Source organism: Paenibacillus sp. P5_B5, assembly GCF_056400365.1.
The window spans coordinates 57,264-83,511 of the sequence record NZ_JBFULK010000009.1; the positions used below are offsets into that span (position 1 = coordinate 57,264).

The following is a 26,248-nucleotide window of genomic DNA, read 5'->3' on the forward strand; positions in this document are numbered from 1 at the left end:
ATTCGTATGAATCAACTAAATGCAGAACAACCAAACATCGTTTGTATTCTAAGCGATGATTTAGGACCGTGGGCGTTAGGATGCGCTGGAAATCATGAAATTCACACACCCCATTTGGATCAGCTTGCCGCAGAAGGTGTACGTTTTACAAATTTTTTCTGCACCTCTCCAGTCTGCTCGCCCGCTCGTGCGTCACTTCTTACAGGACGTATGCCTTCACAGCATGGCGTTCATGATTGGATTAGAGAAGGTAGTATCGGTGAGCGAACGATCGAATATTTGCAAGACCAGACAGCTTATACGGAAATATTGGCAGCTAATGGCTACATTTGCGGGTTAAGCGGCAAATGGCATTTGGGTGACAGTATTAAGCCACAGAAAGGCTTCAGTCACTGGTACGTTCATCAGGAAGGGGGCAGTGCTTATTATGATGCGCCAATGATTCGAGACGGCAAGATGATCAACGAACCAGATTATTTGACCGATGTCATCACAGAGGATGCGGTTCAGTTTCTCGATAGGCAAAGTGGGAGTCAGCCGTTTTATTTGAGCGTGCACTATACGGCACCGCACAGCCCTTGGATCGATAATCACCCGAAGGATATCGTCGATTTATATAATGATTGCAAATTTGAAACTTGTCCTCAGGAGCCCAAGCATCCTTGGTCTATAAAAACCGCCCCTTGGTCAGATGATCCATTGGAAAATTTGAAAGGTTATTTTGCAGCGGTAACCGCCATGGATCACAATATTGGTCGAATCATGGACAAGTTGGAGGATATGGGAATCCGCGAGCAGACGCTCATCTGTTTCATGAGTGATAATGGCTTTAACTGCGGCCATCATGGCATTTGGGGTAAAGGGAACGGTACGTTCCCTCAGAATATGTTTGATACGTCTGTTAAAGTTCCGGCGATTTTTAGCCATCCTGGCTTCATTCCACAGGGACGTGTATGTGATGAACTAGTCAGCGCTTATGACTTCATGCCGACTCTTTTGGCTTATGTCGGACTAGACTATCAGGATGCAGATAAACTTCCAGGTAGGAGTTTTCTGCCGTTGTTGCTCGGTGAAGATGGAAACGGGCGTGAAGAAGTTGTCATTTTCGATGAATACGGTCCAGTGCGGATGATTCGGAGCCGTGAATGGAAATATGTACATCGGTACCCGTACGGTCCACACGAAATGTACGATTTGGTGAATGATCCAAATGAACAGAATAATCTGGTCGACTCACCGGAGGTGCAGCAGCAACGTGAAGCTATGAAGGCGAGACTGGAGCAGTGGTTCGTTCATTATGCTGATCCAGCACGTGACGGAACAAGAGAAGCGGTAACTGGCTATGGTCAGATTGAGTTAGCTGGCCCAGCGGGACAGGGTAGAAAAATTTATGACGATACGGTTCGAATATGAAAAATCCAAATTAAATGGTACGAAAACAACAGGAGGAAGTGTAATGGATACTCATAAAAACATAAATGCTGATCTGATTCCGGAATCTTACTGGAGCAGTGCCTTAGAATGCAATGAATGTGTTCATAAATTAGTTAAGAACACTACCCAGGAGTATTCTAACAAGATGCAAGCATTAGAAGATTTGCGAAGGCAAATTGCGTATACTCCATTTCGTACTAAAACATATGCAGGTTATGATAAGTGTGAGAATTATATTTTACACTTAAAAGAAGATGGTCGATTTGAAGATTTGGATGATTCCTTTGGAGACATCTACCATGCAATCCTGCGGTTGACTGCTATTTCAGAATCGTTTCATTGGGCTCGTCAAGCAGCCTTACATGACGAAAATTTGAAAAACAGATTATTTAAAGGTATTGCTAATTATTGTAAAAAAGAGGCAGACAGGAAGGATAAGGGACCTACTCGGTTTCATAGCTCAGTGTTTGCTATACCTGATGCTACCACGAATATGTTTTTTTTCTTTTTGCGCGATATGGAAGCAGTTGAACAGGGAACTACTAGAGATCCTTTGACATTGGAAGTGTATAAGCAATTATGTCGGTGTTCGTTTCAGGCATGGACGTTGCCTCTTCGTGGTGATCATACGGATAGCCATCCGATCAGCCCTGAGCGGTTCCGAAACCATGTGTGGTGGGTAGGTGGGAATGCTCTGACCTACCGTCCTGTATTTTATGTAGCCGTAATGCTTAAATCGGTAGAAATGATAGACACGCTTACTCATGTGGTCAGTCATTTTCTTACTCCGACTTCATATACCAACAGTCACGAGTCTTATTGGGACGAAGGAATATGTGCAGATGGTTTCGGTTGGGGGCATGGTCCACAAGCCTACAATAGAGGTTATCCGATAGATGGTATAATAAGTGGATTAAGCATTATAAAGGATTTACAAGGAACACCATGGGAGAAAGAGATTCAATATGAGGATGCTAATTGGCTGATTAACTTTATACGGGGAATCAGCTGGAGTCAATATAAGGATTTGCATGCACCCATGCAGTCCAGGCATAATTTCGCTAAGCAGACTAAAGACAACTTCAGCAATTATTATTTAATGGTGGAGTTGCTAATAGAAAATTTCAGTTATTTATTGACAGTAGAGCAGTTAAAAGAAATGAACGATCTTCTTGCTAACAAAGATATTCATAGAATGAATGGGTATCCTTCAGGTTATTACAAAGGAGTACGTTACTTCTGGAACAATGATGATTTAATCAAGAAGACAGATCAGTATTATTTTTATGTAAACATGGCTTCGAATCGTTGCGATGGTGTAGAATCTGCTCATATTATGGCAGATAAGCTTAACATATTTACAGCGGATGGTTCCTATGTAATAGCTAGAGATAGTGATGAATGGGCTGCAAGCAAAGGGGCATGGGAAATAACCTCCTTGCCCGGTATAACAGCCCGCCATATAGAGACTGCTAGGCTTGTACCCGAGGTCAACTGGTCAGGTTATAACAGTATACATCCTTACGCAGGAGGAGTTGCCCGCAATGACAACGGTGCGGCAGGATTTATCTTTGAGAAAGATAACCAGAGGAAAATTGATGGAGCTGGTGTTCAACATCTAGATTTTAGTAAAGAGATTTTCGGTGTAAAGGCTTATAAAAGCTATTTCATCATGGAAGATACTATTGTCTGCCTTGGTGCTGGAATATCGGATAATCAACCGGATTTGGGCAGTGAGATCTGGACCACGATCAATCAGACGAAGTGGGCTACGGATATTTTATTTCATAAGTCAGGGAGTCCTTCAAATGAGACTTTCACTAAGGACAATAAACGAGTAATCGTAACACTCAAGGAGGGTGAGTCCAGCAATGATATTCCCTGGGTAAAGCAGAATGGAATTCTTTATGCGGTACTTCCTGAACATACTTCCGGAGAAGTCATCTTGTTGGCAGAGGAAAGGCAGACCCATTGGGAACTGTTGAACTTTACTAATGACGAGGCAGAAAATGAGTTATCTCCAATATGCCAAATGTGGGTGAATCATGGACAGGCACCTATTGAAAGCATGTATTCATATTTAATGTACATGGGTGATCAAGAGCCGGAGCAATTTTTGGAAACAAATCCTGTTCGTATTATTTCCAACACGACTGGACTACAAGCTGTTGCCAATGAGAACAATAGCATTATTCAAGCCGTATTCTATGATAATGAAGCCGTATGTGTTACAGATACCTTGAATATGAAAGTTTCTGAGCCTGCTGTAGTTATGCTGGAAAAGCAGGGAAATGAGCTGTTTGTAACTGTAAGTGATCCTTACCAAAATATAGATTTGGATGAACTAATCATTTATCTATCAATTCCAGTTAAGGGTGAAGGGGTTTCTATTGAAAATGAATGGAGTGTCATTCCAATAAAAGTGCCAGGAAAACCTGAGATTGGTAAACCAATTACTATAGCAGTCAATGTATGAATAAGTAGCAAGGGCTGAGGCAAATCCTCAGCCCTTGCTAGAATTTTCTTTTAGAATTTGGATTTTTTTTATTGTGATTTAAGCCCGTAAACTCTATTATTTAGAATAATAAATTTCCTTAGGGACTGATGATATGAAATCTTTCATACAGGAAAAAGCTTTATTTTTTAAATATCTGATGTCATATGCCATTATTTTATTTATTTGCATCTTAATTACTGCGTTTTTTGTAAATAATCAATTCATAGGTGTACTTAAGAACGAGTTAATTATGAATAACGCAAATACGCTAAATAGAGTCATGTATGTCGTGGACTCCAATATTAAGCAATTTGAAAAAATTAAGACCTATATACAAATGAATTCGAGCGTAGATTTCAATTATGCTTTGAATGATCCTAATCTTGCTATCAATATGCAACATGAACTTGGCACATATTTAGCTTCGAACAGCTTTATAAAAGATATTATTATCTACTTCAGAGGCGATTCGTATATTTACTCCAGTACAAGTTCGTATACCATTCCATTCTTTATAAATAATGCATTCAGATATAGTCTCTGGAAAGAAGAGGATTTTGAGGAAGATATCAATTCGCTTAAAGTTCCTACAGTGCGTCCTGCTGAGGATGTTATGATGTATGATCGTGAATCCAAAAGAATAATCACATTTATTCATCCCATTCCCAGTTTGGGAATTGATATGAAAACAACGATGCTTTTTTTGGTGGATGAGAATTATTTTACTAAAATTATAAAAGAAAATTATGGTGGATATCATTCAAGCATAATGATCTTGGATCAGAATAATCAAGTTATTACTTCAAATAATTCTATTAGTATGCCTGAGAGCATCCTTCAAGAGTATCTTAGCAGCGGAGATGAGAATCATTTTACCAGAACGGTTGTAGTGGACAATCAGGAAATGTTAATGTCTGTTTTGAAATCTGATGATACGGGATGGAAATATGTATCTTTGACTCCTATGAAAGAGGTTTTACAAAAAACGGATGGAATTAAGGTCAATTTTGTTCTGCTGGTCATCCTGCTTCTAGTGATTGGATGTATTATCATCTATTACAATATGCGAATCAACTATAAACCAATCTATAATTTGAAGAACTATGCATCCAGGATTTTACAGCATACAAACAAAAATGAAAATGAATTCGATGTTGTAAAAAATACGATTGATTATCTTTCCGATCAGAATAAAAATTTGATATCCAGTACCAGAGTTGCTTCCAAAGACTTCATTCTGGAGAATCTTCTCAAGGGCCGGATTAGCACGCAGGAGGATTTAAAACAACAAGGGGAACCCTTTGCGATATCCTTTAAAAATCCTTCTTATTTGGTGATTATCGTTTTATTGCATACCCCTGATTTAATAAAATCTCTGGCTGTTCCAGATCTATTGGATAAATTCGAAAGCACAGCAATCCTTTATTTTAACGGGTATGTAAGGGAACATCTGGATCAAAAGAAAATAGTTTTTATTTTGTCTGTAGACGAGATTCAATCAGAAAGTCTCTTGGTCAATCTTGCTGCATTTCAAATTCGTTTGAAAGAAACGTTAGATATGCAAACCACGATTGGGGTTGGAAACGTATACAACGATCTAAAAGACATCCCGTTGTCCTATGTGGAAGCTTCTGCTGCACTAGACTACCGTCTGGTTAAAGGGAATGGCAGCATTATTACGAATGATGAATTATCCCATCAAGATGATTCATTGGATTTCTATCCACATAAAGAGCTTGATATCTTGAAAAGGTTGATCAAACAGGGCAATGATCTGGAAATTGAATATGCGTTGAACAACATCATAAATTATATTAAAACCTGCAACATTCCTCTATTTGTTGCAAGAGGACTTTGCTTTGACATCTTGAACATCATCTGGAGGACCTTTACAGAAATCAACAAGGAACTTCTGCTTCCAAAAGACGAGTATCCAGATGCCACCATGCTTGCTGAATTTGAGACGATTGAAGATCTTACAAACCTTGTTAAAGGCATATGCTCTGAAATATGTACCATTATACGTGAAAGTAAGGCTGTAAAGGATCAAAGCCTTATCACAGACATGGTTTCATATATCCAATGTAATTTTATGAATTGCGATTTTTCCATACAAAATATGGCTGATCATTTTGGGATGACATTGACGAACTTAAGCCAGTATTTCAAAAATCAGACTGAACAAACAATTATCGATTATACAACGATTTTAAGAATGAATAAGGCGAAGGAACTGTTAATTTCGAGTGATTTAAACCTTAATGAAATTTCTATGCATGTGGGGTATGCGAATTCATCTAGCTTCATACGCAGATTCAAGCAGGTGACTGGATTGACACCGGGACAGTATACCAAGGCGCACAGAAATTGAGGGAAAAGGGTGCGACGGACTCTTTGATAGAAGGATACTCAACGATGGATGACAAAGAGGCTCAAGGACTAATTCGACGCGGATCCTACCATGTTAGAGGAGATTCGTCTCCTGATGATTATATGATCTGGGGAGATTATTTCTATTTGGAAGCTTTAATGAGGCTTGAAAAAGGTATTAAAGGATTTTGGTATGAATAAACCCTTTGTTAAGTAGGAGGTTATATATGTCTATATTAACCGTTGAAGATAATAAAATTTGGGTAATAAGAACTCATCGTGCCGATTATGCCATTCATGTTGATTCAAATGGAGCACTGCAGCATTTTTATTGGGGTGAACAGTTAAATACACTGGATGAATTTTTTGAAGCATCTGACCAGCATGTTTGGATCTGGGAATCGGAAGAAGGAATCAGCAGAGAAGAGATAATGCCATGGGGAAAACTAAATTTTGCAGAGCCTGGTCTTAAAGTCGAATTTCAAGATTGCTCTCGTGATGTCGTACTTAGATTTGACAGTAGTGTGATTGAAGATAATGTGCTGAAGATTGTATTAAGGGATGTCATAAAGCAATTGCAAGTTACGGTCCATTATCGTGCATATGACGAATTCGATGTCATTGAACGATGGGTGGAGATTGCCAATATTGGACAAGAATCTGTTGTGCTAGAGCAGGTAATGAGTGCGGTTTGGCATATGCCTGTCTATCCGTCGTATCGACTAACCTATTTAGCAGGTCATTGGGGAGCAGAGACACAGCTTCGTCGTGAGTTACTGTTAGAAGGCAAGAAGGTGATTGAAGCCCGCAGAGGGATAACTGGGCATAATCACAATCCTTTCTTTATGATTGATTTTGGTGAAACGACTGAAGAGAATGGTTCTGTATACTATGGAGCACTTGCTTTCAGCGGGCACTGGAAGGTCGTTGCAGAACGAACACCGTATCAATTCTTGCAGATCGCAGTAGGAATTAACGATTTTGATTTTCGCTGGCTTCTCAAGGCTGGTGAGACTTTTGTTAGCCCTGTTAGCGTAGGTGGATATACTGCACGAGGATATGGAGACGCTAGTCGGAAGCTGCATGGCTACCAGCAGAAGCATGTACTTCGTAATGGAGATCAGCTTAGGAAGGTATTATATAATTCCTGGGAAGCAACCTATTTCGATGTGAACGAAGAAAATCAAAGGATTTTAGCCCAGAAAGCGGCGAGTCTTGGAGCTGAACGATTTGTGGTCGATGACGGATGGTTTGGAGCTCGAGCTGACGATACCGCTGGCTTAGGGGATTGGTATGTAAACAAGACCAAGTTTCCAAATGGTCTAGGCTCACTGATCGATTATGTTAAATCGCTTGGAATGGACTTTGGTATATGGGTTGAGCCTGAAATGGTGAATCCGAACAGTGATTTATATCGCAATCATCCGGATTGGGTGTATCATTTTCCGAATCGTCATCGCACAGAAGGCCGGAATCAGCTGGTTCTGAATTTGGCTCGAGAAGATGTTCAAGCTTATGTATATCATGCTGTTGACGAGCTGTTGTCTACATACGATATTTCCTTTATCAAGTGGGATATGAATCGATACTTTAGTGAGCCAGGTTGGCCTGAGACAGAGATGGGGCGTGATCGAGAAGTATGGGTGCGTCATGTTCATGCGCTATATGATATCTGGGAGAGGCTGCAAACCAAGCATACACAGGTTCAATTTGAGTCATGTGCTGGCGGAGGCGGACGTGTGGATATGGGGATCATGCGTTATGCTGATCAATTCTGGACTAGCGACAATACGGATGCGCTTGATCGATTGCGTATTCAGTGGGGTCATTCGCATGCTTATAACAGTAAATCAATGGTTTGTTGGGTGACAGAGAACGTAAACTTCATGAATGGTCGTCAGATTCCCTTACAGTTTCGTTTCCATACTGCAATGATGGGGACATTAGGAATAGGCATGAATCTGAATCATATGACGGAACAAGAAATGAAGGAAGCTGCGGCGTATATCGCACAGTATAAAGCGATCCGTCCGATTGTTCAGGAAGGCCTATGCTATAGGCTGTCTCCACCAGAGCAATCAGATGTAACTGCGGTGGAATATGTATCACAGGATGGGCAAGAGGTCGTTCTGTTTACTTTCCGTCACGCGCAGCATTATGGACATCCTGCCCTTCCGGTAAGACTTCGTGGACTTGACCCTTCAAGCCGTTATTGCAATAGTGAAACGGGTGAAATTCGAAGCGGACAAGGATGGATGTCGAGAGGAATTCTATTGCGTCTCAAAGGAGATTATGATAGTGCACTGATCAGATTGACTCTTGTAGGTGATTGAATAATATATTTCTAAACTACTCGTTTTGTAAAATTAGGAGGAGATTTGAATGTCAGGAAACGCAGCATGGATGAAGGATGCCAATCACTTTGGAGTGATGGTGCATTATTTAAGCCATACACAGCCCAGATCAGGGGAGCACGAAGCAGACTTTAACCGAATGGTTGATCGTTTTAATATGCCAAAGTTTATGGAGCAAATCAAATATACAGGTGCAGATTGGTTGATTTTTACATTAGGCCAAAATACGGGCTATTATTGCTCCTATAATAAGTTTCTCGAAAGTATTGTCCCGGGCAGTTGTTCAAAACGTGATCTTGGACTAGAGGTTGCTGCTCGTGTGAAAGAAGCAGGTATGAGGTTTATTGCTTACCTCCCTACCGAGCTTGATGCAAGTGTTGATAGAATGAGAGAAGCTTTTGGCTGGGATGCACATCCATCTGATAAAAGCGAATTTATGGGGAAATACATGGAGTTTGTTAGGGAATATGCCAATAAGTTTGGTAGTTTAATTGATGGTTGGTGGTACGATGGTTGTTATAACGCTGATGAAAAAGATTTCGTTAGGACAAAAGGATGGAATAACGCTCGATTCGATCAAGAATTGTGGTTTGCGGCATCAAGGGCAGGAAATCCCGAAGCTGCTATTGCTATGTGTTCGGGTGCTAATGGCTTAAAATATGTTTTTGAAACGGAGGATTATCTGGCAGGTGAGGCGAGCTTCGGAACTTATCCCCCTGCGGTTCTTCCAGGTGGGATGCAGCCGCATGCCTTATTTTGGATCGATTGTGCTTGGGGACATTGGGAAGCGCCTGGTGAGATTGTACAACCTAAGGTTACAGAAGATGAACTCTATGAATTCATCCTTTCCTGCAAACAAACAGGTGCTGCTGTTACGATTAACATTGGCATTTACGAGGATGGTTCATTGGCTGAGAAGTCCGTTGAGATGCTGCATCGAGTAGCTAAACGGCTGGATGATAATCGATGATTGAATTGAAAGCTGAAAGGGGCTATAAGTAACATGAAAATCTCCGAAAAAATGCTTCCTGCACCTCGAAATGGTGGTTTCAAAATGGAAGGCTACTGGGTTTGGTGTGGATCTGTAATAAAAGGTGAAGACAATCGATACCACATGTTTGCATCAAGATGGACCAAAGACTTGCCTATGCACCCAGGCTGGCTTGTTGCATCTGAAATTGTACGAGCTGCATCGGATACTCCCGAGGGGCCTTATCAATTCGAAGAAGTCGTTCTGCCTAGCAGAGGAGCGGAATACTGGGATGGAAGAAGTACTCATAATCCACAGATTCTTAAATTTAAGGACACCTATATTTTATACTATATGGGGTCAACCCACCCATTCAAGGATGTATCGGCGGATGAACAATTTGACTTGAATGATCCAAGGTGTATCGTCGCCCGTGCCAATAAGCGGATCGGACTTGCCACTTCTAAGAGTATATTCGGTCCATGGGAGAGATTGGATAGCCCTATATTGCAACCTAGACCTGACAAGTTCGATAACTTTTTCACATCTAATCCGGCACCGTGTATCCATGAAGATGGATCCGTGTTGCTTGTTTACAAAACTAGAACATACAAGTCAAAGCCTTATACGACGTTCTTGCATAGTCATCAGATGTCTTTTGGAGTTGCAAGTGCAAGTCATTATATGGGTCCTTATACTGCATTATCAGATGAGAATATCTTCCCATCAGAGAAATATAATTTGGAGGATCCGTTTATTTATCAGGTGCCTGGTGGTTACGAAATGATTGCGAAAGATATGACGGGTAATATTTGTGGTGAGTATCATGGTGGGATAATAGCACAATCAAATGATGGAATTAAGTGGGATTTCTTAGAAGGGCAAAAGTCATATTCTCGCAGGATCAGTTGGGACGATGGAGCGGAACAGGTAATGGGCAGCCTCGAGAGGCCATTTATCTTATTTCAGGATAATAAGCCAACGCATCTGTTTTGTGCGACAGCGGATGGACCTGGAGAGTTCACAAAGGCTGTTAATACCTGGAACATGGTGGTGCCTTTAAAACGGGATTGAGCTCTGCTCATCGCAAACAAAGCCTTGATGTATGAAATTAAATGCATCAGGGCTTTTTTTGTGTATAATTCGAATTGGAAGTATTGTTGGAAATTATATGAAAAATCGAGGTTCATGATGAAAAACAATTTCGTAATTGTACTAGCACCGGATTCCTTTAAAGAGAGTATGACCGCTAAGGAAGCTTGCATAGCCATGGAAAAAGGAATAAAAAAAGTAGATCCGTCCATAACCTGTATCCATGTTCCTATGGCGGACGGCGGTGAAGGGACGATGCAGTCTCTTGTCGATGCTACTGACGGACACATATTTGCAATCCCGGTGAGGGGACCTCTAGGGAATGAGATAGAGGCGCTATATGGAATATCAGGAGATGGGGAGACAGGGATTTTGGAAATGGCCAGCGCCAGCGGAATTGGGCTCGTTGAACCTGCTCTGAGGAATCCGCTGCTCACGACAACATATGGCACTGGTCAGCTGATCAAAGCCTGCCTAGATAAGGGAGTTAAGAACTTGATCATTGGCATAGGTGGAAGTGCGACGAATGATGGCGGTGCTGGAGTGATCCAGGCTCTAGGAGGGAAGCTGTATGATGAAGCTGGGAATGAACTGGGCTTTGGCGGCGGAGAGCTTGGTAAGCTGGCAAGAATAGATGTCTCGGGAATGGATCCTAGGTTGAAGAAAATCCAGGTTCAGATTGCTTGCGATGTGACGAATCCACTTTGTGGAATGAATGGTGCATCACATGTATTCGGATCACAAAAAGGAGCTACTCCTGAGATGATCGAACAGTTGGATCATAATCTTAGAAACTATGCCCGGGTGATCAAGGAACAATTCCATCAAGACATTGCTGATATACCGGGAAGCGGGGCTGCAGGAGGATTGGGCGCTGGGCTGATGGTATTTTTGAACGGTGAATTGAAGAAGGGGATTGATCTAGTTATTGAAGCCACGGGGCTGGAAGAAAAAATTAAGTTTGCTGATATGGTTTGGACGGGTGAAGGCAGCATTGATTCTCAAACCCAGTATGGCAAGACACCTTTTGGAGTGGCAATGTTGGCGAAGAAGTACCATAAGCCGGTAATCGCATTAGCAGGCCGGGTGGGAGAGAATGTTGATGTCCTGTACGACAAAGGCATAGATGTGATCTTCAGCATTATGAGAGGTGCCTGTTCCTTAGAGGAAGCGCTAGAGAAAGGGAAGGAGAATATCGAATTAACTGCAGAGAGCATCGTCCGATTCGTATATTTAAAGTTGACACCGAACGATTACAAGTGTAATCTATAATTACAAATTACGGATTACATTCGTAATCGATGGATGGAGGTAGCGCACATGTCCGAAATGCCACGAATTTCTGAGGCGGAATGGGAAGTGATGAAGCTGTTCTGGGCGGCAGACTCACCGCTCACCGCTGTGGACGTGAACGAAGCGTTAGGTGAAAGAACAGGCTGGAAGCCTGCGACGGTGAAGTCCTTAATTAGCCGGTTGCTTAAGAAAAAGGCGCTTGGATACGAGCAGGAAGGTAGAATATACCGTTACTATCCACTTATCTCGGAATCGGAATCGGTGCGGGCGGAGAGTGATTCTTTCCTAGATCGCGTGTTCGGTGGTGCACTTAAGCCGATGTTTGTTCATTTTCTAGACGAAAAGGAACTGACGCCTAACGATATTGCAGAGTTGAAAAGGATGCTTGAAGAGAGGGAGCGATAACATTGACCTCTGGATTCTCATTGTTTCCTCTATTCGAATGGAACTATCACAATTCGGCAGAGGCAGGTTTTATTGTGCTGGCGATCGTTGCGGTCACAGGGCTTCTGCGACGGAGAATTCCAATTAAATGGCAGTATGCGCTCTGGTTTATCCTACTGTTTAAGCTGATACTGCCGTGGACACCGGAAAGTCCAGTCAGTTTATTCCAATACGTACCGGATGGATATAGCGATCCGCATGTGGTTGCAGATCAAATTCGTTCCTTACCAGCAAGCGGGGTTACGTATGCAGGCGAACAGATGATCATTACAAGCACCGTGCCAAGTGGAGTCGGGGACTATGTGTCAATAGTAGCGCAGTCCTTGTTCTGGATATGGGCGGTAGGTGTGGCTTTGGTAGGGGGGATTCTTCTCAAGCGTAACGTAAAGTTCGCCTTACTCGTCAGGAAGTCTCTCCCTGTCGAAGATGCAGGAATGACGACTGTTCTCGAACGATGCAAACAGCGTATGGGCGTTCGTGGTTCTATTCCTTTGCTGCAGACGGATATCGTTGCTACACCAGCTTTATATGGTGTATGGCGACCAGTAATTCTGATGCCGCAGAATGCCTCTTCTTCGTACGGCCTGCAAGAGTGTGAGCATATATTCACGCATGAGCTGGTCCATTACAAGCGCCGTGATATTACGGTCAATTGGCTGATGAGCATATTGCTTGCACTGCATTGGTTCAATCCTTTGCTATGGTACGCGGCTTACCGGATGCGTGCTGATCAAGAGTTTGCATGCGATGCGGCAGCGTTATCTATTCTTGGCGCAGGAGAAGCTGGACCATACGCGCATACCTTAATTAAATTACTGGAAACGCGCGGTCAGTCACATAGCGGTCCTCGCACGGCTTATTTCTCTGGAGCCTCGACCTATTTCCGTAAACGGATATCGATGATCGTGAGTTTTCGTGCAAGTACCCTAAAGTCATCCTTTATCGGTATGTTGTGCTTGCTGCTTATCGGTTGTGCGACATTGACTGGTGGGTCAGAGGACAACACCGATGTCGTTGCGGAGTTCCGTGATTATAAAGTGACGAAGCAGATGGTGAAGGAGGACATGGCGCCTGGATCGGATGCGGAGAAGATCAAGCGTAATCTCATTTTCCATATGATATACCGGGAAGCGGTGGAGCAGGGGATAGAAGCAGATCTGGCTTCTGTTGATAAAGAGATCGAAGAAGCCAAGCAGTCTACAGATACGGAAACCGTGAAGGCGCATGAGTATTGGATGAACGTCTACGGGCTACAAGTCGATGCCTACTGGAATAAAATGCAGGAGGACCTGCTACGAAACTCGGTTCTCAATCAGTATACTTCTCGAATCCTTCCCGATCCGAAGGAACTGGGTGGTCATGAATATAAAAGGAGATATATTATCTTCATGAATGATATTTACGAAAAGTATAAAAGCGAAGTAAAGGTATATTACGACCGATTAGATAATAAGCAGGAAACATAACAATAAGGAAGAATAGCGAAGTATATCGACTACTATAATCACAAGCGGATTAAAGCAAAATTAAAAGGCATGAGCCCGGTACAGTACCGGGCTCATGCCGAACAAGTTGCCTAATGAATATAATCCGTCTAACTTTTTGGGGTCACTTCACGGTCATAAACCTTAAGGGACAGCCACCTTGTTATTTAAGAATGATAGCTTTGCATTTCAATTCTATCAACTCTATAAACTCTATTTAGATTATAGCAATTACAGCTTCACCCAAGCAGTCAAACCGTCAGGTTGATCAGGGTTGATCCCTAGGCGTTCTGCACAGTTTAGAGCAACAATTTGAGGGATGAAAATGAATGGAATTCCTTGTGCTGCGATATCTAGCTTATTATCGGAGATAACAGCAAGATCAACGATTTCTGTTGGGACTACACTTGCATGGTCGCCAAAAGCAATAACCTTGGCGCCACGTGCTTTGATGTCAGCCATAAGCTTACGTTGGTGATCATTACCTTTATCTGTTAGTGCAGCAATCACAAGTGTTTTTGGACCAACCGTTACCATAGGACCATGACGCACATCTAATAGATGGTGTGAGTGAGCTTCGATCTTAGCAATTTCGGTCAATGCAATAGCACCTTCGCTAGCTAGTCCGGTTAATTCACCGTCTGCAATTAAGACAACTTGATTGAAGTCGAAGTCTGCTGCCTGTACAATCGCTTTCTCTACACGTTCCATATAAGCTTCGCCTTGGCTGATAGCTGTTTGTAAATCTGCAATTAAACGCTCATCGTTGCCTAAGAATGCAGCAATCATCAGGTTGGCAACATATAGGTTAGTGACTGTACGTGTTTGGCAGACGCTATGATCAAATGCCCATGGCAATTCTAATGCAAAATCAGTTTTTTGAGATAAAGGTGAATCTGTTACACAAGATAGGGATAGAACTGGAACCTTTTTGTTTTGCTCAATGACTTTAAGAGCTTCGACAACTTCACTTGTGCTGCCTGAGCGGGAAGGTGCAATAAGTAGTGTATTCTCTAGGATTGAGCTATATAACTCGTGGTTAAGCATGAGATCTCCACCAGCTAGAGCCATTGTAGGTAAACCAGCACGCAAGCGAACTGAGAAAGCAGCGGATTCACTTAAGCAATAGCTTGAACCGCAACCGATGAATGTTACTGATTTTACTGCTTGTTTTTGGAAAAATTCGGACAACTCATCACGCTTTGAAAGCATGTAGTCGTAAGTTTGTTGAAGTGCGGCATATTGCTGTTTTGTTTCCGTATAGGTTAAAGACATAAATGTAAGCCTCCTCGAATGTTATCATTATGAACATAATCAATCATCATAATGAAATAATACATCAGAAAAATGATTGAATCAATCATTTTTTTGTTTTGTCACCTATTTAACACACGAAATGGATTCGGGCATGGATCGTTTCTTTCAGATTAGTTTTGCACTCTTACCTATAAGTATAAAAAGAGAGAGGGTTAGAGATACTAAGACTATCAAATTCTCACGCTAGATTTGTGAGTAAATAAGGAGATCAGATGGATAATTCATATTACAAAAAATATATTTTGATAGCAACTTATACCGTTCTGTTGTATTTGTTATTTACAAATTTAAGCTTAGTGCTTGATTTCGTGGTTGATATGTTGGACTTACTGAATCCAGTTATTATAGGGATTGCTATCGCTTTTTTACTCAATATAATATTGAAGTTCTTTGAAGAGAGATTATTTGTAAGGCTGAATAAATATAATAATGCGGTCTGGAATAAGCTGAAGAGGCCTCTTCTAGTCGTTTTTACCTATTTAACATCGATTCTAATTCTAGTGATACTAGCTTGGTTTATCGTTCCTCAGTTATTTGCAAGCATATCTGTTCTGACTTCAAGTATTCCGGATTACATCGAGTCATTCAAAACGGTTATCGAGAATCTAATTGTTAAATATCAGCTTGAAGGTGATTTGTGGAATAAAATTACAATCAATTGGAAGGAAATCGTTCAGAGGCTTGGAGAGCTGCTTTCGAATTCAGTTCCCTATATATTGACCTTTACGAAGAATTTTACAGCTAGCTTCTTAGATTTAATCATGGGAATTATGCTATCGATCTATATTCTTTTAAGCAAAGAAAAGCTCATTCTGATATGCAAAAAGTTGGTGTATGCTTATCTACCGAAAAATAAGGCGGATAAGACAGTGGAAATTGGCGTTCTAACGAATAAAGCATTTAGTGGGTTTATTGCGGGTCAATCGACAGAAGCATTAATTATTGGTGTCTTATGTTTTGTTGGGATGTCGATCTTCTCTATGCCCTATGCATTTCTAATCAGTGTGATTGTGGCAGTCACTAGTATTGTGCCTATATTAGGAGCTTATATTGGAACGATTCCAAGTACGTTTATCATTCTGATGATCGATCCACCCAAAGCATTCTGGTTTGTCATCTTTATTATTGTTTTACAACAAATCGAAGGGAATTTCATTTATCCCAGAGTGGTTGGTAATTCAATTGGACTGAGTGGTTTATGGGTTCTATTAGCCCTGATAATAGGCGGCAGCTTATTTGGGTTGATGGGGATGATACTCGGTATTCCGGCCTTTGCAGTTATTTATTCCATCGTAAGAAGTGCCACGAATAGGCGGCTTAATAAAAGAAACATTAAGGTCTAGCAGATTCTAATTTAGTTCATTCAATGGTATGCTTATAGCGTCTGGTTAATTTTGGGATTACGCAATCTGTATAAGGAGAGCCGTACATGCTGAGGCGCTATTCTATCGTCACCTTTATTTATTTTGGAGCGGCAAGTATTATATCAACCTTTTATTATCCATTTCTAACCCAGGGGGTAGGGCTTAATCTAGAGCAAGTGAGTACAGTAGTCGCTTTTGGAGCCTTATTCTCACTTGTTGCGCAGCCTTATTTAAGTCATGTGTTTGCGAAGGTGCGAGATAAGAATGCTTTTATACTTATTTATATTGGACTATTATCTGTCGTAAATATCACGATGTTCTTCGTTTCACAAGAATGGATCTATTTATTTGCTATCCTGTACGGCTGCTTAGGCATACCGATCATAGGTATTTACGAAATTTATATTGAGAAAATAGCGACTTATAAAGGCTTTGAGTACTCCAAGGTTCGTAAATGGGGTTCTATTGGTCTTGGAAGTGTTGTCCTTGTAGGAGGAAGTCTGATCAGTCTTGCAGGATTTACGTTGCTTCATGTCCTAAGCCTTGTATTCCTTGTTATATGCGCAGTAATTATATCGCTATCTTTTGATAAAATTAGATTCCCGACTGAGCATGTTAGACCCAATTATAAACAAGCGTTCTCTAATAAATTTGTTATTGTCCTATTTGTCATGAGCTTTGTAGGCCTTGGGAGTTATATGGGCGTGGATTTTGCCTTCTCTTCCTATCTCACTGAACTTACAGGGGATGTCCAGTTATCGAATCAGATCTTCAGTATGAGTGTTGGAGTTAGAGTGTTTCTGGAGTTTCTGATGTTTATCGTCATAAGTGTTTATCTCAAAAACATGGATTTGAAGAAAATGTTCTTGCTCGTGTTTATTTGTGCAACGCTACGGTTTATATGTGTATCAACAGGTATATTACCAATCGTTGTAATAGGCGATCAATTGCATGGCATTGCTTTCCCATTATTTCTAGTTGTCGTATTTAAATACCTGCGGAAGTTAGTAACGGATGATCTAGTACCGACCTGTTATGGGATTGTGTCCATGTTGAGCTTTGGGGTATCCAATTTGGTCTATCCGCCACTCTTTGCCATGATTCAGAAATATGCAGGTTATCAGATGATGTACGGGGTCAATATAGGTCTAAGTATGGGTACGATATTGATAGGTATCCTAATGCTGCCTAATTTTGAGACAGATGTATCGGTTAGGCAGAGAGTAGAGTCTATTTAAATAGGTCGGGAAGCCTTGTTAAAGTGTATTTAGTGTGTCTAAAAAAAGCACTAATTAGTAACTTTTACCCATATTTCATACAAATTGTGTATGTTATCATTATTGTATTATTGTGGAAATTGAGAGGATGGCCTGATTCTATGCGAGTGCATGTGATGGATCTGAACATTGGTGATAGCTTATTAATAGATACATTTAATTCCTATGGACTTCATTTATTATCCAGCGGAACTAAGCTTCGGGAACAAGATATATCTAAGCTGCTAAGGCATCAAGTAACCTATGTTGATGTGGCACCGAAGCAAGAAGATATCCCATTTAATGATTATAATGTACTGACAGAAGAATCATTTCGTCACCTAAGACCTCTTTATGACCAAGCAATTAAAGGGACGGAGCAATTATTTGCTGAAGCTCAGTCTTCTGGTAGAGTTAATGATAGAATTGTACAAGAATCATTCGTTCCTATTACTAAGTATCTCAAGGAGCAGCGAGATGTTGTAGAGTTATTACTCGTTCTCAATCGTAAAGATGACTATACTTACCAGCATTCCATTCAAACGGGCATATTATCGTATCATATTGCTACTTGGATTGGATATTCAGAGGCAGAAGCTTTACTGATTGGGACAGCCGGATATTTACACGATATTGGCAAATGTCGGATCGATCCTGAACTGCTGAGTAAGCAAGAGGAGTTAACGGATGAAGAGCAACAATTGCTTGCTAAACATACGAACTACGGTTATGAAATTATACATAAATCGGGTTATCCTTACCCGATAGCGTTAGCTGCACTTCAGCATCACGAACGAATGGATGGAAGTGGATATCCTTTTCAGCTTAGCGGTACTAATATTCATCCCTATACAAGAATTATCACTGTTGCGGATATCTATAGCGGGATGATTAGCAATCGACCTCATCATATTAAGCAGGATCTGTTAACTGTGCTTCAGTACTTATTTGAATTGAGCTTTTCCAAACTTGATGCGCCTATTGCACATACCTTCATCTCTCATATGTTACCAAACTTTATTGGCAAGAATGTATTGTTACATACGGGTGAAGTGGGCAAAATTATCATGAACAATAATACCGATTACTTCCGTCCTTTAATACAAGTTGAAGACCGATTTATTGATTTATCCGCAGAGAGATCTTTGGAGATTGAAGAAATTTATATGTGATCAGAACAGCTGGACTTTATATGAATTGAACTTTATAGCGAGATTGATGCTAATAAATAAGGCAGCTTGACGAGTAGTTGTACTCCAATCAAGCTGCCTTTGTTTATGACTAACTTTATGTTATCTATTCTCGTGCACTGCTGTTCCAACATGCGCTTGTGTGTTTGCACTCGCTTTACGCTTCTTGTTGACTGCGATAAATACGATAAGAGCAATAATAATTAATTCAAATCCATATTTCACGAATGAGTTCGTGAAGTAGGGTGCAAGGAATTCTTCACCTACGAACATCTTAGCAGCTGTCCATCCAAGGATGGCTGAGCCAATAATAATGACCCATGGGAAACGATCGATAAGTTTGATCACTAGAGTGCTTCCCCATACGACGACTGGAACGGAGATCATAAGACCAATGACGACAAGAAGGATATGACCATCTGCGGCGCCTGCTACTGCAAGTACATTGTCTAATCCCATTGCGGCATCGGCTATAATGATCGTGCGAACTGCAGCCCAGATACTGACACTAGCTTTGATATCATGCTCTTCGTGTTCTTCAGTAACGAGTTTAATTGCAATCCAGACCAGTACAAGACCACCGATCAGGTGTAGACCAGGTATATTAAGTAAGCTTACAACAAATATCGTTGCAATAATTCGAATAATAACTGCTCCTACTGTTCCCCACACAATTACCTTCTTCTGATCTTGTTTTGGAAGATTGCGTGCTGCAAGACCAATTACGATCGCATTGTCGCCGGCAAGCACTAAATCAATGATGATAATTGATAGTAGTGCAGTCAAAAATTCAATACTGAACAAATCCAAGATGAACTCCCCCTATATCTATGAATAGTACTTTCACATGAAAACCTCGCAACCCATTTTATCGGGCAATAAAAAGAGACCCTGCCAAAAATCGGCAAAGGTCTCGCAAACAACGTAATCCGTTGCCAGAAAAGCCGAGGATCGCGCTAGCGTTCCCGTGATGACGACTTTTACTGTACAGCTACTCCCCTTTGAGGAGAAATCCATGTAATTTTAACTGATACAATCATAGCATGTCTTATAGAATATTTAAACCTTTTGACGCTAGAAATTTGTCTCAAAAGGTTATTTTATTCTTTTTCCTGAAAAACGGTATATATAAGAGCATAAATAAGAGAAGAGCAACGATTTCTAGTGAAATCAAGTACCATGGATACGGACCTAGAATGTCTAAGAGAGAGGCAGTTGTCGGTTTGCCAGCAAGAAACATATAATTGCCGCCTGTTAGCCAATTAATACTTCCAACAATGATTAGTAGAATGTTGAGAAAGCCCATCGTTATGAAGACAGATTTCAAGGTAGGTCGATATTGCTCAATCCAGACCATATAGAGAACAGATAAGATAATGGCGATATGAGCGGCAAAAAATTCGATAAATCTAAAATGGGGATAAGCATAATCAAGCGCTGGAGTTAGCAGGGCCATCACGGCACCTCCCAAGCCTGTAAAGTAGACAATTTGAAAAATCCAGCGGCTCTTCCAGATCAACATAATGATACATAGATAAAGAGAAACCGAGCAAAGCTCAAGCGGCAATGTATCCTTAACATCATAGCGTCCTTGCCAAATATACCAGACATTAAGAGATAGTTCAGATAATACGAGTGTTGCGATTAAGATAAAGCGAACGATATTTTCTTTATGCATTTTTTTTAGATAATGCCGTCCTATATATAGTAAAGTGGCTAAGCAGACGAGAATGGATAAAGCAATGATGTGAGATAGCGAATAAGCAGAAAATACCGCAAAATCATGGACATCAAATATTCGATTCATGCAACCAGCTCCTATATTCATGATATAATGATTTGGTGCCCCAATAATGAATATATTCACAATTACCGAGAGGCAGGTATTTGACTATGATCCTTACAGATAATCAATCTTTTCAGAAGGAATGTGAGATGTATCCAGCGGTGATACGCAAAGCTATTGATTTTATACATGAGCAGAATCTTGCGGACAAGCCTGTAGGCAAGTACGAAATTGAAGGGGATGCAATGTTCGCTCTCGTTCAAGAGGTTATAACGAATCAACGTTCGATTCAGCGGCTTGAGTCGCACCGCAATTATATCGACGTTCAATATCTTGTAAGCGGTGAAGAGAAAATGGAGTGGCTCGCCTATACGGATAAGTTGCCAGTGCAAGAAGTCTATTCAGCCCAGAAAGATATTCAATTTTATGAAGCTGATCAGGAGAATGGAACCGAGTTTATCCTAAAGCCTGGAATGTTTGTCGTATTCTATCCAACTGATGTACATCGCCCATGTTGCTGTGTCAAGGAACCTATGTCAATTAAAAAAATTGTGATCAAAATTCACCGTGATTTATTTTAAGAACTAATTTGTATTAAGATGATATTAACCAGCAAACGTTTCTCAAACTTAACTGAGAAGCGTTTGTTTTTTGTGAAGAAGAGTGGTATCGAAATAACTATTGATCAATCTTAGGAGCATCAATCTGATGTGTCTGATCCCGATATTGCTGCGGCGATAAGCTGAGTCTCGATTTGAATGTGCGGTGGAAGTAGCTGTAGCTTTGGAAACCAGAGAGCTCAGCGATTTGCTCCAGCTTCAGTGTACTGTGCTCAATACGTTCGCATGCCATTGATAGACGGACCATGATGGTGTAATCCATGATCGATTGTCCGAAGGCTTCCTTGAATAAATGAACAGCACGAGAAACACTAAGATCAACATAATTAGCAACCTCTGTAATTGTGAAAGGTTCAGTCGCATGTTGTTCAATAAAATACTTCATACGCGAAGCTTTGCCTACTTGTCGTGATTTAGTGGATAGTGTATGACGTTCCTTAATCGATCGATCCACGATGTAAAGAAGTGCTTTCGTTAAATGCATGACGATTTCTTCCACTTGATCATCAATCTTTCTCTTCTCTTGAACAAGCTGTCTCCATATACTAAGAACACGCTCATCTTGTCCAATTTTAACGATGCCGGGTCTATTGTTTGACTCCCACCAGCTATCCATCCAAGGACCTGTAATCATCAAATGATAGTCAGCTGCTTGAATTTTAGGAAGAGTTTCATTCATGTTTGGGTTCTTGTAACCGATAATCAGTTCATATGGACTACCTTGCTTATATAAGAGAAGGTCACCTGGCTCAACAAGTGTATGCGTGTTATTCTGCCATGCATAACAGCTGCCTTCGATTTGCAATCTCAATAAATAATGATTGATTCCGGAGCGTTCGTTGGAATAATACGTTTTATGATGCATAGAGTACCCAGCAAAAAAATAGTCGATCGGCTCCTCTTGTTCTATTTGTATCAAATAAAATCATCCTTTATTTTAGATTTAGCCAAATTGTTCATGTAATTGGTGTATCATTCATTCACATTATATAGGAGATGTGGTTAGATGAGAAGAGAACAAATTCACTTGATTGATGGAGGGGAAACAATGGAAAGAATGCGAATTGGTTTGCAAATGTACACGTTACGTGAGGAAACAGCTAATGATTTCACTGGAGTACTGAAGAAGGTTGCAGAGCTTGGTTATGAAGGCGTTGAATTCGCTGGATATGGTGGACTAGAACCTAATCAATTAGCTGATTTATTACAAGAACTGAATCTAATCGGTATTAGCAGTCATGTTGGGATTGATCGATTAATTCACGCATTAGATGAAGAAATCGAAATGAATGTAGCAATTGGCTCTAAGTACGTGATTTGTCCCTATTTAGGAGAAGAACAGCGGAATTCTGAACAAGCTATTACGGAGACGCTGAAGGTATTTATAGAAGCTAGTCGTAGATTTGCAGAGCATGGCATTCAATTCGGTTATCACAATCACGACTTTGAATTCACGGAAAAATTAAATAATAATCTATTATTCGATACAATTTCCTCTGGGACTACACCAGAACAATTAACCATAGAATTAGATGTGTGTTGGGTTAAATATGCAGGCTATGATCCTGTAGAAACCATTCAACAATATGCAGGACGTATTCCATTGATTCATCTCAAGGATCTAAGAACGCTAGAGGATGGTAGACCACTAACTGTTGAACTCGGTGAGGGAGAAGTTAATTTATCAGCGGTCATTGATGCAGCAGGTGCTGCGAATGTTGGCTGGATGATCGTAGAGCAGGACGTATGTCAGAATCCACCTCTTGAAAGCGTTGCATCAAGTATGAAGTGGTTACAGAATAACTACATGAATGAATAGAAGGAGTCAGGTGAGAACAAATGACTAAACAACGAGTAGGTATTATTGGATGCGGTAATATTTTTCCGATGCATGCAGTTTCCGTGCAGCTCAGTGGACTTGCAGAAGTCGTTGCCGTGTGTGACGTCAAGGAAGATCGTGCTAAACGTGCTGCCGAGCGCTTCAAATGTGACTATTATCTAGACTATGAGCAAATGATTAATGAAGCTAATCTTGATGTGGTACATGTATGCACACCTCATTATTTACACGAACCGATGGTTGTTTATGCTGCGCAAGCAGGTAAGCATGTGATTACAGAAAAACCAATGAGTATTACCGTAGAGCAAGCGAATCATATGATTCAGGTATGTGAGGATAATAAGGTGACTTTCGGTGTGATTTTCCAAAACCGTTATAATCCTGGATCACAATTACTAAGAAACGAACTGCAATCGGGTAGATTGGGACGAGTTCTTGGGGCAAGATGTTCCGTGACTTGGAAACGCACAGATGAATATTACAGTCATAGCGATTGGAAAGGTACATGGGATAAAGAAGGCGGTGGGGTTCTCATTGATCAAGCGATTCATACCCTCGATCTAATGAGATGGTTAATTAATGATGAAATTGATTATATTGATGCACATATTGAGAACCGTACACACCAGATGATCGACGTTGAGGATATTGGAGAAGGCGTTATTGTGTTCAAGAATGGTATTCAGGCTTCATTTTATGCGATTAACTATCACAGCTATGATGCACCAGTCGAAATTGAACTTCACTGTGAGAATGGAATCGCCAAGATGTATGGTGACCAAGGTACGGTGACTTATAACGACGGTACGATCATTACGCGTGATAACGAGAAGAACGTTAGTATCGATTTTGGTGAAGGAGTTAAGAGCTATTGGGGTGTTAGCCATAGCAAGCAGATTAAGGAGTATTATGAATCTGTTCAACATGGAAAGAAGCTATACATTGATGGTTATGACGCTCTAAAAACACAAAAACTCGTCGCTGGTATCTACGAATCAGGCAAAACAAATAAGCGTATATATCTGACATAGATGAAGATTGTTTAAACTAAATAATTATAAAATTATTGGAGGAATTATCAAATGACTAAAAAGTATAGAATTGGAATTATTGGCTGTGGAGGAATTGCAAACGGTAAACATATGCCAAGCCTATTAAAACTAGATAACGTAGAAATGGTTGCATTTTGCGATATTATTCTGGAGAAAGCAGAGAAAGCATCTGCTATATACGGTAGTGCGGATGCCAAGGTATACGAAGATTATAAAGAACTACTAGCGGATTCAACGATTGATATTATCCATGTATGTACACCAAATGATTCTCATGCTGACATCTCTATTGCAGGTCTAGAATCTGGTAAGCATGTTATGTGTGAAAAGCCGATGGCTAAGACAGCTGCGGATGCAAGACGTATGGTTGAAGTTGCCAAGAAGTCAGACAAAAAGTTAAGCATTGGCTACCAAAATCGCTTCCGTGCAGATAGTCAGTATTTAAAAGAAGTATGTGCGGATGGTGAGCTTGGTGAAATTTATTATGCTAAAGCACATGCAATTCGTCGTCGTGCAGTACCAACTTGGGGCGTATTCTTGGATGAAGAGAAGCAAGGTGGAGGACCGTTAATTGATATTGGAACTCATGCGTTAGATCTGACTTTATGGCTGATGGATAACTACAAACCCAAAGCAGTGCTTGGTACTGCATATCGTAAGCTTGCGGACAAAGAAAATGCTGCGAATGCATGGGGACCATGGGATCCTAAAGAGTTCAGAGTGGAAGATTCCGCGTTTGGTATGATCACGATGCAAAATGGTGCAACGATTGTTCTCGAATCCAGTTGGGCCATTAATATGCTACAGGTTGGTGAAGCTAAGAGTACACTTTGTGGTACAGAGGGTGGAGCTGATATGTGGAAGGGCTTAACGATCAATGGTGAAAAACGTAGTCGTCTATATGACAATCAGATCCAACTGCAAACAGGTGGTGTTGATTTCTATGATGGAGCTGCTGATAAGCCAGAGGAACTCGAAGCTAGACTATGGATTGAATCCATTGAGAAGAATATTGATCCAGTCGTAACACCTGAGCAAGCTTGTGTTGTGTCTGAAATCCTTGAAGCTATCTATGAATCTTCTAAGACTGGGAAAGCTATTTACTTTGGTGAATAATTAACGTGGTTAAAAGGAGGGGAGCGATACAATGACAACTAGCATCAGGGTAACCGTTTGGAATGAATTTCGTCATGAGAAGGAGAATGAACAAGTTTATGATATTTATCCAGATGGCATCCATGAAGTAATTGCTACAGCTCTTAAGGCAGATTATATGACTCGTGTTGCGACACTCGACGAAGAAGAGCATGGACTTACGGACGAGGTGCTGAATTCCACTGATGTATTAATCTGGTGGGGGCATAGAGCCCATGATGAAGTAAGTGATGAGGTGGTTCAGAAGGTACATGCACGAGTTCTGCAAGGCATGGGATTAATCGTTCTACACTCAGGTCACTTCTCCAAAATATTCAAGAAGCTCATGGGTACAGGCTGCGATCTGAAATGGCGTGAAGCAGGTGAGAAAGAAAGATTGTGGGTTGTATCTCCAGGTCACCCGATCGCTGAAGGAATCGGTGAATACATTGAGCTTCCACAGGAAGAAATGTATGGAGAACATTTTGATATTCCGGAGCCGGATGAGCTTGTATTCGTTAGCTGGTTCGAAGGCGGCGAAGTATTCCGCAGTGGATGCTGTTATACACGCGGTCAAGGCAGAATATTCTACTTCCGCCCTGGACATGAGACATATCCAACCTATCACAATGCTGAGATTCAGCGTGTGATTCGCAATAGCGTGAAGTGGGCAGCACCATCTAGCCGGCCAGCTCCCATATATGGGCATTCACAACCACTTGAAACGATATCAGTGAAATAACATTAGGGA

21 protein-coding genes and 2 pseudogenes are annotated in these 26,248 nt (G+C 40.9%); 19 read left to right on the forward strand and 4 right to left on the reverse strand.

The annotated features are described in order from the left end of the window. Positions 1-6: 6 nt before the first annotated feature. The 11 genes and pseudogenes from AC1DOK_RS13455 to AC1DOK_RS13505 form a co-directional block, all read left to right on the forward strand. Complete coding sequence (locus tag AC1DOK_RS13455) at positions 7-1,413, forward strand: sulfatase family protein (protein ID WP_477554802.1); 1,407 nt, start codon at positions 7-9, stop codon at positions 1,411-1,413. 43 nt (positions 1,414-1,456) lie between these two features. Further along, positions 1,457-3,910: a polysaccharide lyase family 8 super-sandwich domain-containing protein gene (locus tag AC1DOK_RS13460; RefSeq protein ID WP_477554803.1), complete on the forward strand. Its 2,454-nt coding sequence runs from the start codon at positions 1,457-1,459 to the stop codon at positions 3,908-3,910. Positions 3,911-4,043: 133 nt separating this feature from the next. After that, positions 4,044-6,302: a helix-turn-helix domain-containing protein gene (locus AC1DOK_RS13465; protein WP_477554804.1), complete on the forward strand. Its 2,259-nt coding sequence runs from the start codon at positions 4,044-4,046 to the stop codon at positions 6,300-6,302. A 20-nt stretch (positions 6,303-6,322) separates the two neighbouring features. Then, positions 6,323-6,502 (forward strand): annotated as a pseudogene (locus AC1DOK_RS13470) (glycoside hydrolase family 88 protein); the annotation flags it as partial. Positions 6,503-6,528: 26 nt separating this feature from the next. Further along, the gene (locus AC1DOK_RS13475; protein ID WP_477554805.1) at positions 6,529-8,634 is read left to right on the forward strand and encodes an alpha-galactosidase; all 2,106 of its coding nucleotides are present in this window, start codon (positions 6,529-6,531) and stop codon (positions 8,632-8,634) included. A 49-nt stretch (positions 8,635-8,683) separates the two neighbouring features. Beyond that, complete coding sequence (locus tag AC1DOK_RS13480; RefSeq protein ID WP_477554806.1) at positions 8,684-9,625, forward strand: alpha-L-fucosidase; 942 nt, start codon at positions 8,684-8,686, stop codon at positions 9,623-9,625. A gap of 33 nt (positions 9,626-9,658) precedes the next feature. Next, on the forward strand, positions 9,659-10,699 hold the full coding sequence (locus AC1DOK_RS13485; RefSeq protein ID WP_477554807.1) for a glycoside hydrolase family protein: 1,041 nt from the start codon (positions 9,659-9,661) through the stop codon (positions 10,697-10,699). Positions 10,700-10,816: 117 nt separating this feature from the next. Next, positions 10,817-11,989, forward strand: coding sequence for a glycerate kinase (locus AC1DOK_RS13490; protein ID WP_477554808.1), 1,173 nt, complete (start codon positions 10,817-10,819; stop codon positions 11,987-11,989). A 48-nt stretch (positions 11,990-12,037) separates the two neighbouring features. Beyond that, positions 12,038-12,415, forward strand: a complete 378-nt coding sequence (locus AC1DOK_RS13495; RefSeq protein ID WP_477554809.1) for a BlaI/MecI/CopY family transcriptional regulator — start codon at positions 12,038-12,040, stop codon at positions 12,413-12,415. Between the two features lie 2 nt (positions 12,416-12,417). Further along, the gene (locus AC1DOK_RS13500) at positions 12,418-13,920 is read left to right on the forward strand and encodes a M56 family metallopeptidase (RefSeq protein ID WP_477554810.1); all 1,503 of its coding nucleotides are present in this window, start codon (positions 12,418-12,420) and stop codon (positions 13,918-13,920) included. A 12-nt stretch (positions 13,921-13,932) separates the two neighbouring features. Further along, positions 13,933-14,034 (forward strand): annotated as a pseudogene (locus AC1DOK_RS13505) (IS3 family transposase); the annotation flags it as partial. Positions 14,035-14,169: 135 nt separating this feature from the next. Here the strand turns inward: AC1DOK_RS13505 and AC1DOK_RS13510 are convergent. Further along, on the reverse strand, positions 14,170-15,213 hold the full coding sequence (locus AC1DOK_RS13510) for an SIS domain-containing protein (RefSeq protein ID WP_477554811.1): 1,044 nt from the start codon (positions 15,211-15,213) through the stop codon (positions 14,170-14,172). A gap of 254 nt (positions 15,214-15,467) precedes the next feature. Between AC1DOK_RS13510 and AC1DOK_RS13515 the strand changes: the two genes are divergently transcribed. The 3 genes from AC1DOK_RS13515 (at position 15,468) to AC1DOK_RS13525 (ending at position 19,047) form a co-directional block, all read left to right on the forward strand. Next, positions 15,468-16,598: an AI-2E family transporter gene (locus AC1DOK_RS13515; protein ID WP_477554812.1), complete on the forward strand. Its 1,131-nt coding sequence runs from the start codon at positions 15,468-15,470 to the stop codon at positions 16,596-16,598. An 86-nt stretch (positions 16,599-16,684) separates the two neighbouring features. Further along, entirely contained in the window at positions 16,685-17,857 is a 1,173-nt protein-coding gene (locus AC1DOK_RS13520; RefSeq protein WP_477554813.1) for an MFS transporter, read from the forward strand. A gap of 140 nt (positions 17,858-17,997) precedes the next feature. Continuing rightward, a complete protein-coding gene (locus tag AC1DOK_RS13525; RefSeq protein WP_477554814.1) occupies positions 17,998-19,047 on the forward strand; it encodes an HD-GYP domain-containing protein in 1,050 nt (349 codons plus the stop codon). Between the two features lie 120 nt (positions 19,048-19,167). Here AC1DOK_RS13525 and AC1DOK_RS13530 read toward each other — a convergent pair whose 3' ends face one another. Both AC1DOK_RS13530 and AC1DOK_RS13535 read right to left on the reverse strand, forming a co-directional pair. Next, positions 19,168-19,875, reverse strand: coding sequence for a TerC family protein (locus tag AC1DOK_RS13530; RefSeq protein WP_477554815.1), 708 nt, complete (start codon positions 19,873-19,875; stop codon positions 19,168-19,170). Positions 19,876-20,152: 277 nt separating this feature from the next. Beyond that, positions 20,153-20,872, reverse strand: a complete 720-nt coding sequence (locus tag AC1DOK_RS13535) for a YwaF family protein (protein ID WP_477554816.1) — start codon at positions 20,870-20,872, stop codon at positions 20,153-20,155. A gap of 86 nt (positions 20,873-20,958) precedes the next feature. Here AC1DOK_RS13535 and AC1DOK_RS13540 point away from each other — a divergent pair, with 86 nt between their 5' ends. Then, positions 20,959-21,432: a NanQ anomerase/TabA/YiaL family protein gene (locus AC1DOK_RS13540; protein WP_477554935.1), complete on the forward strand. Its 474-nt coding sequence runs from the start codon at positions 20,959-20,961 to the stop codon at positions 21,430-21,432. A 97-nt stretch (positions 21,433-21,529) separates the two neighbouring features. Here the strand turns inward: AC1DOK_RS13540 and AC1DOK_RS13545 are convergent, their stop codons facing one another. Continuing rightward, positions 21,530-22,390, reverse strand: coding sequence for an AraC family transcriptional regulator (locus tag AC1DOK_RS13545; protein WP_477554817.1), 861 nt, complete (start codon positions 22,388-22,390; stop codon positions 21,530-21,532). Positions 22,391-22,519: 129 nt separating this feature from the next. Between AC1DOK_RS13545 and AC1DOK_RS13550 the strand changes: the two genes are divergently transcribed. Genes AC1DOK_RS13550 through AC1DOK_RS13565 form a run of 4 tightly spaced genes read left to right on the forward strand, consistent with a single transcriptional unit; the run spans position 22,520 to position 26,239 of the window. Next, positions 22,520-23,290 carry a sugar phosphate isomerase/epimerase family protein gene (locus AC1DOK_RS13550; protein WP_477554936.1) on the forward strand — a complete coding sequence of 257 codons (771 nt, stop codon included), beginning with the start codon at positions 22,520-22,522 and terminating at the stop codon, positions 23,288-23,290. A 20-nt stretch (positions 23,291-23,310) separates the two neighbouring features. After that, positions 23,311-24,342 carry a Gfo/Idh/MocA family protein gene (locus AC1DOK_RS13555; protein WP_477554818.1) on the forward strand — a complete coding sequence of 344 codons (1,032 nt, stop codon included), beginning with the start codon at positions 23,311-23,313 and terminating at the stop codon, positions 24,340-24,342. A gap of 51 nt (positions 24,343-24,393) precedes the next feature. Next, positions 24,394-25,479 carry a Gfo/Idh/MocA family protein gene (locus AC1DOK_RS13560; protein ID WP_477554819.1) on the forward strand — a complete coding sequence of 362 codons (1,086 nt, stop codon included), beginning with the start codon at positions 24,394-24,396 and terminating at the stop codon, positions 25,477-25,479. Between the two features lie 31 nt (positions 25,480-25,510). Then, the gene (locus tag AC1DOK_RS13565) at positions 25,511-26,239 is read left to right on the forward strand and encodes a ThuA domain-containing protein (RefSeq protein WP_477554820.1); all 729 of its coding nucleotides are present in this window, start codon (positions 25,511-25,513) and stop codon (positions 26,237-26,239) included. The last annotated feature ends 9 nt before the right edge of the window (positions 26,240-26,248 follow it).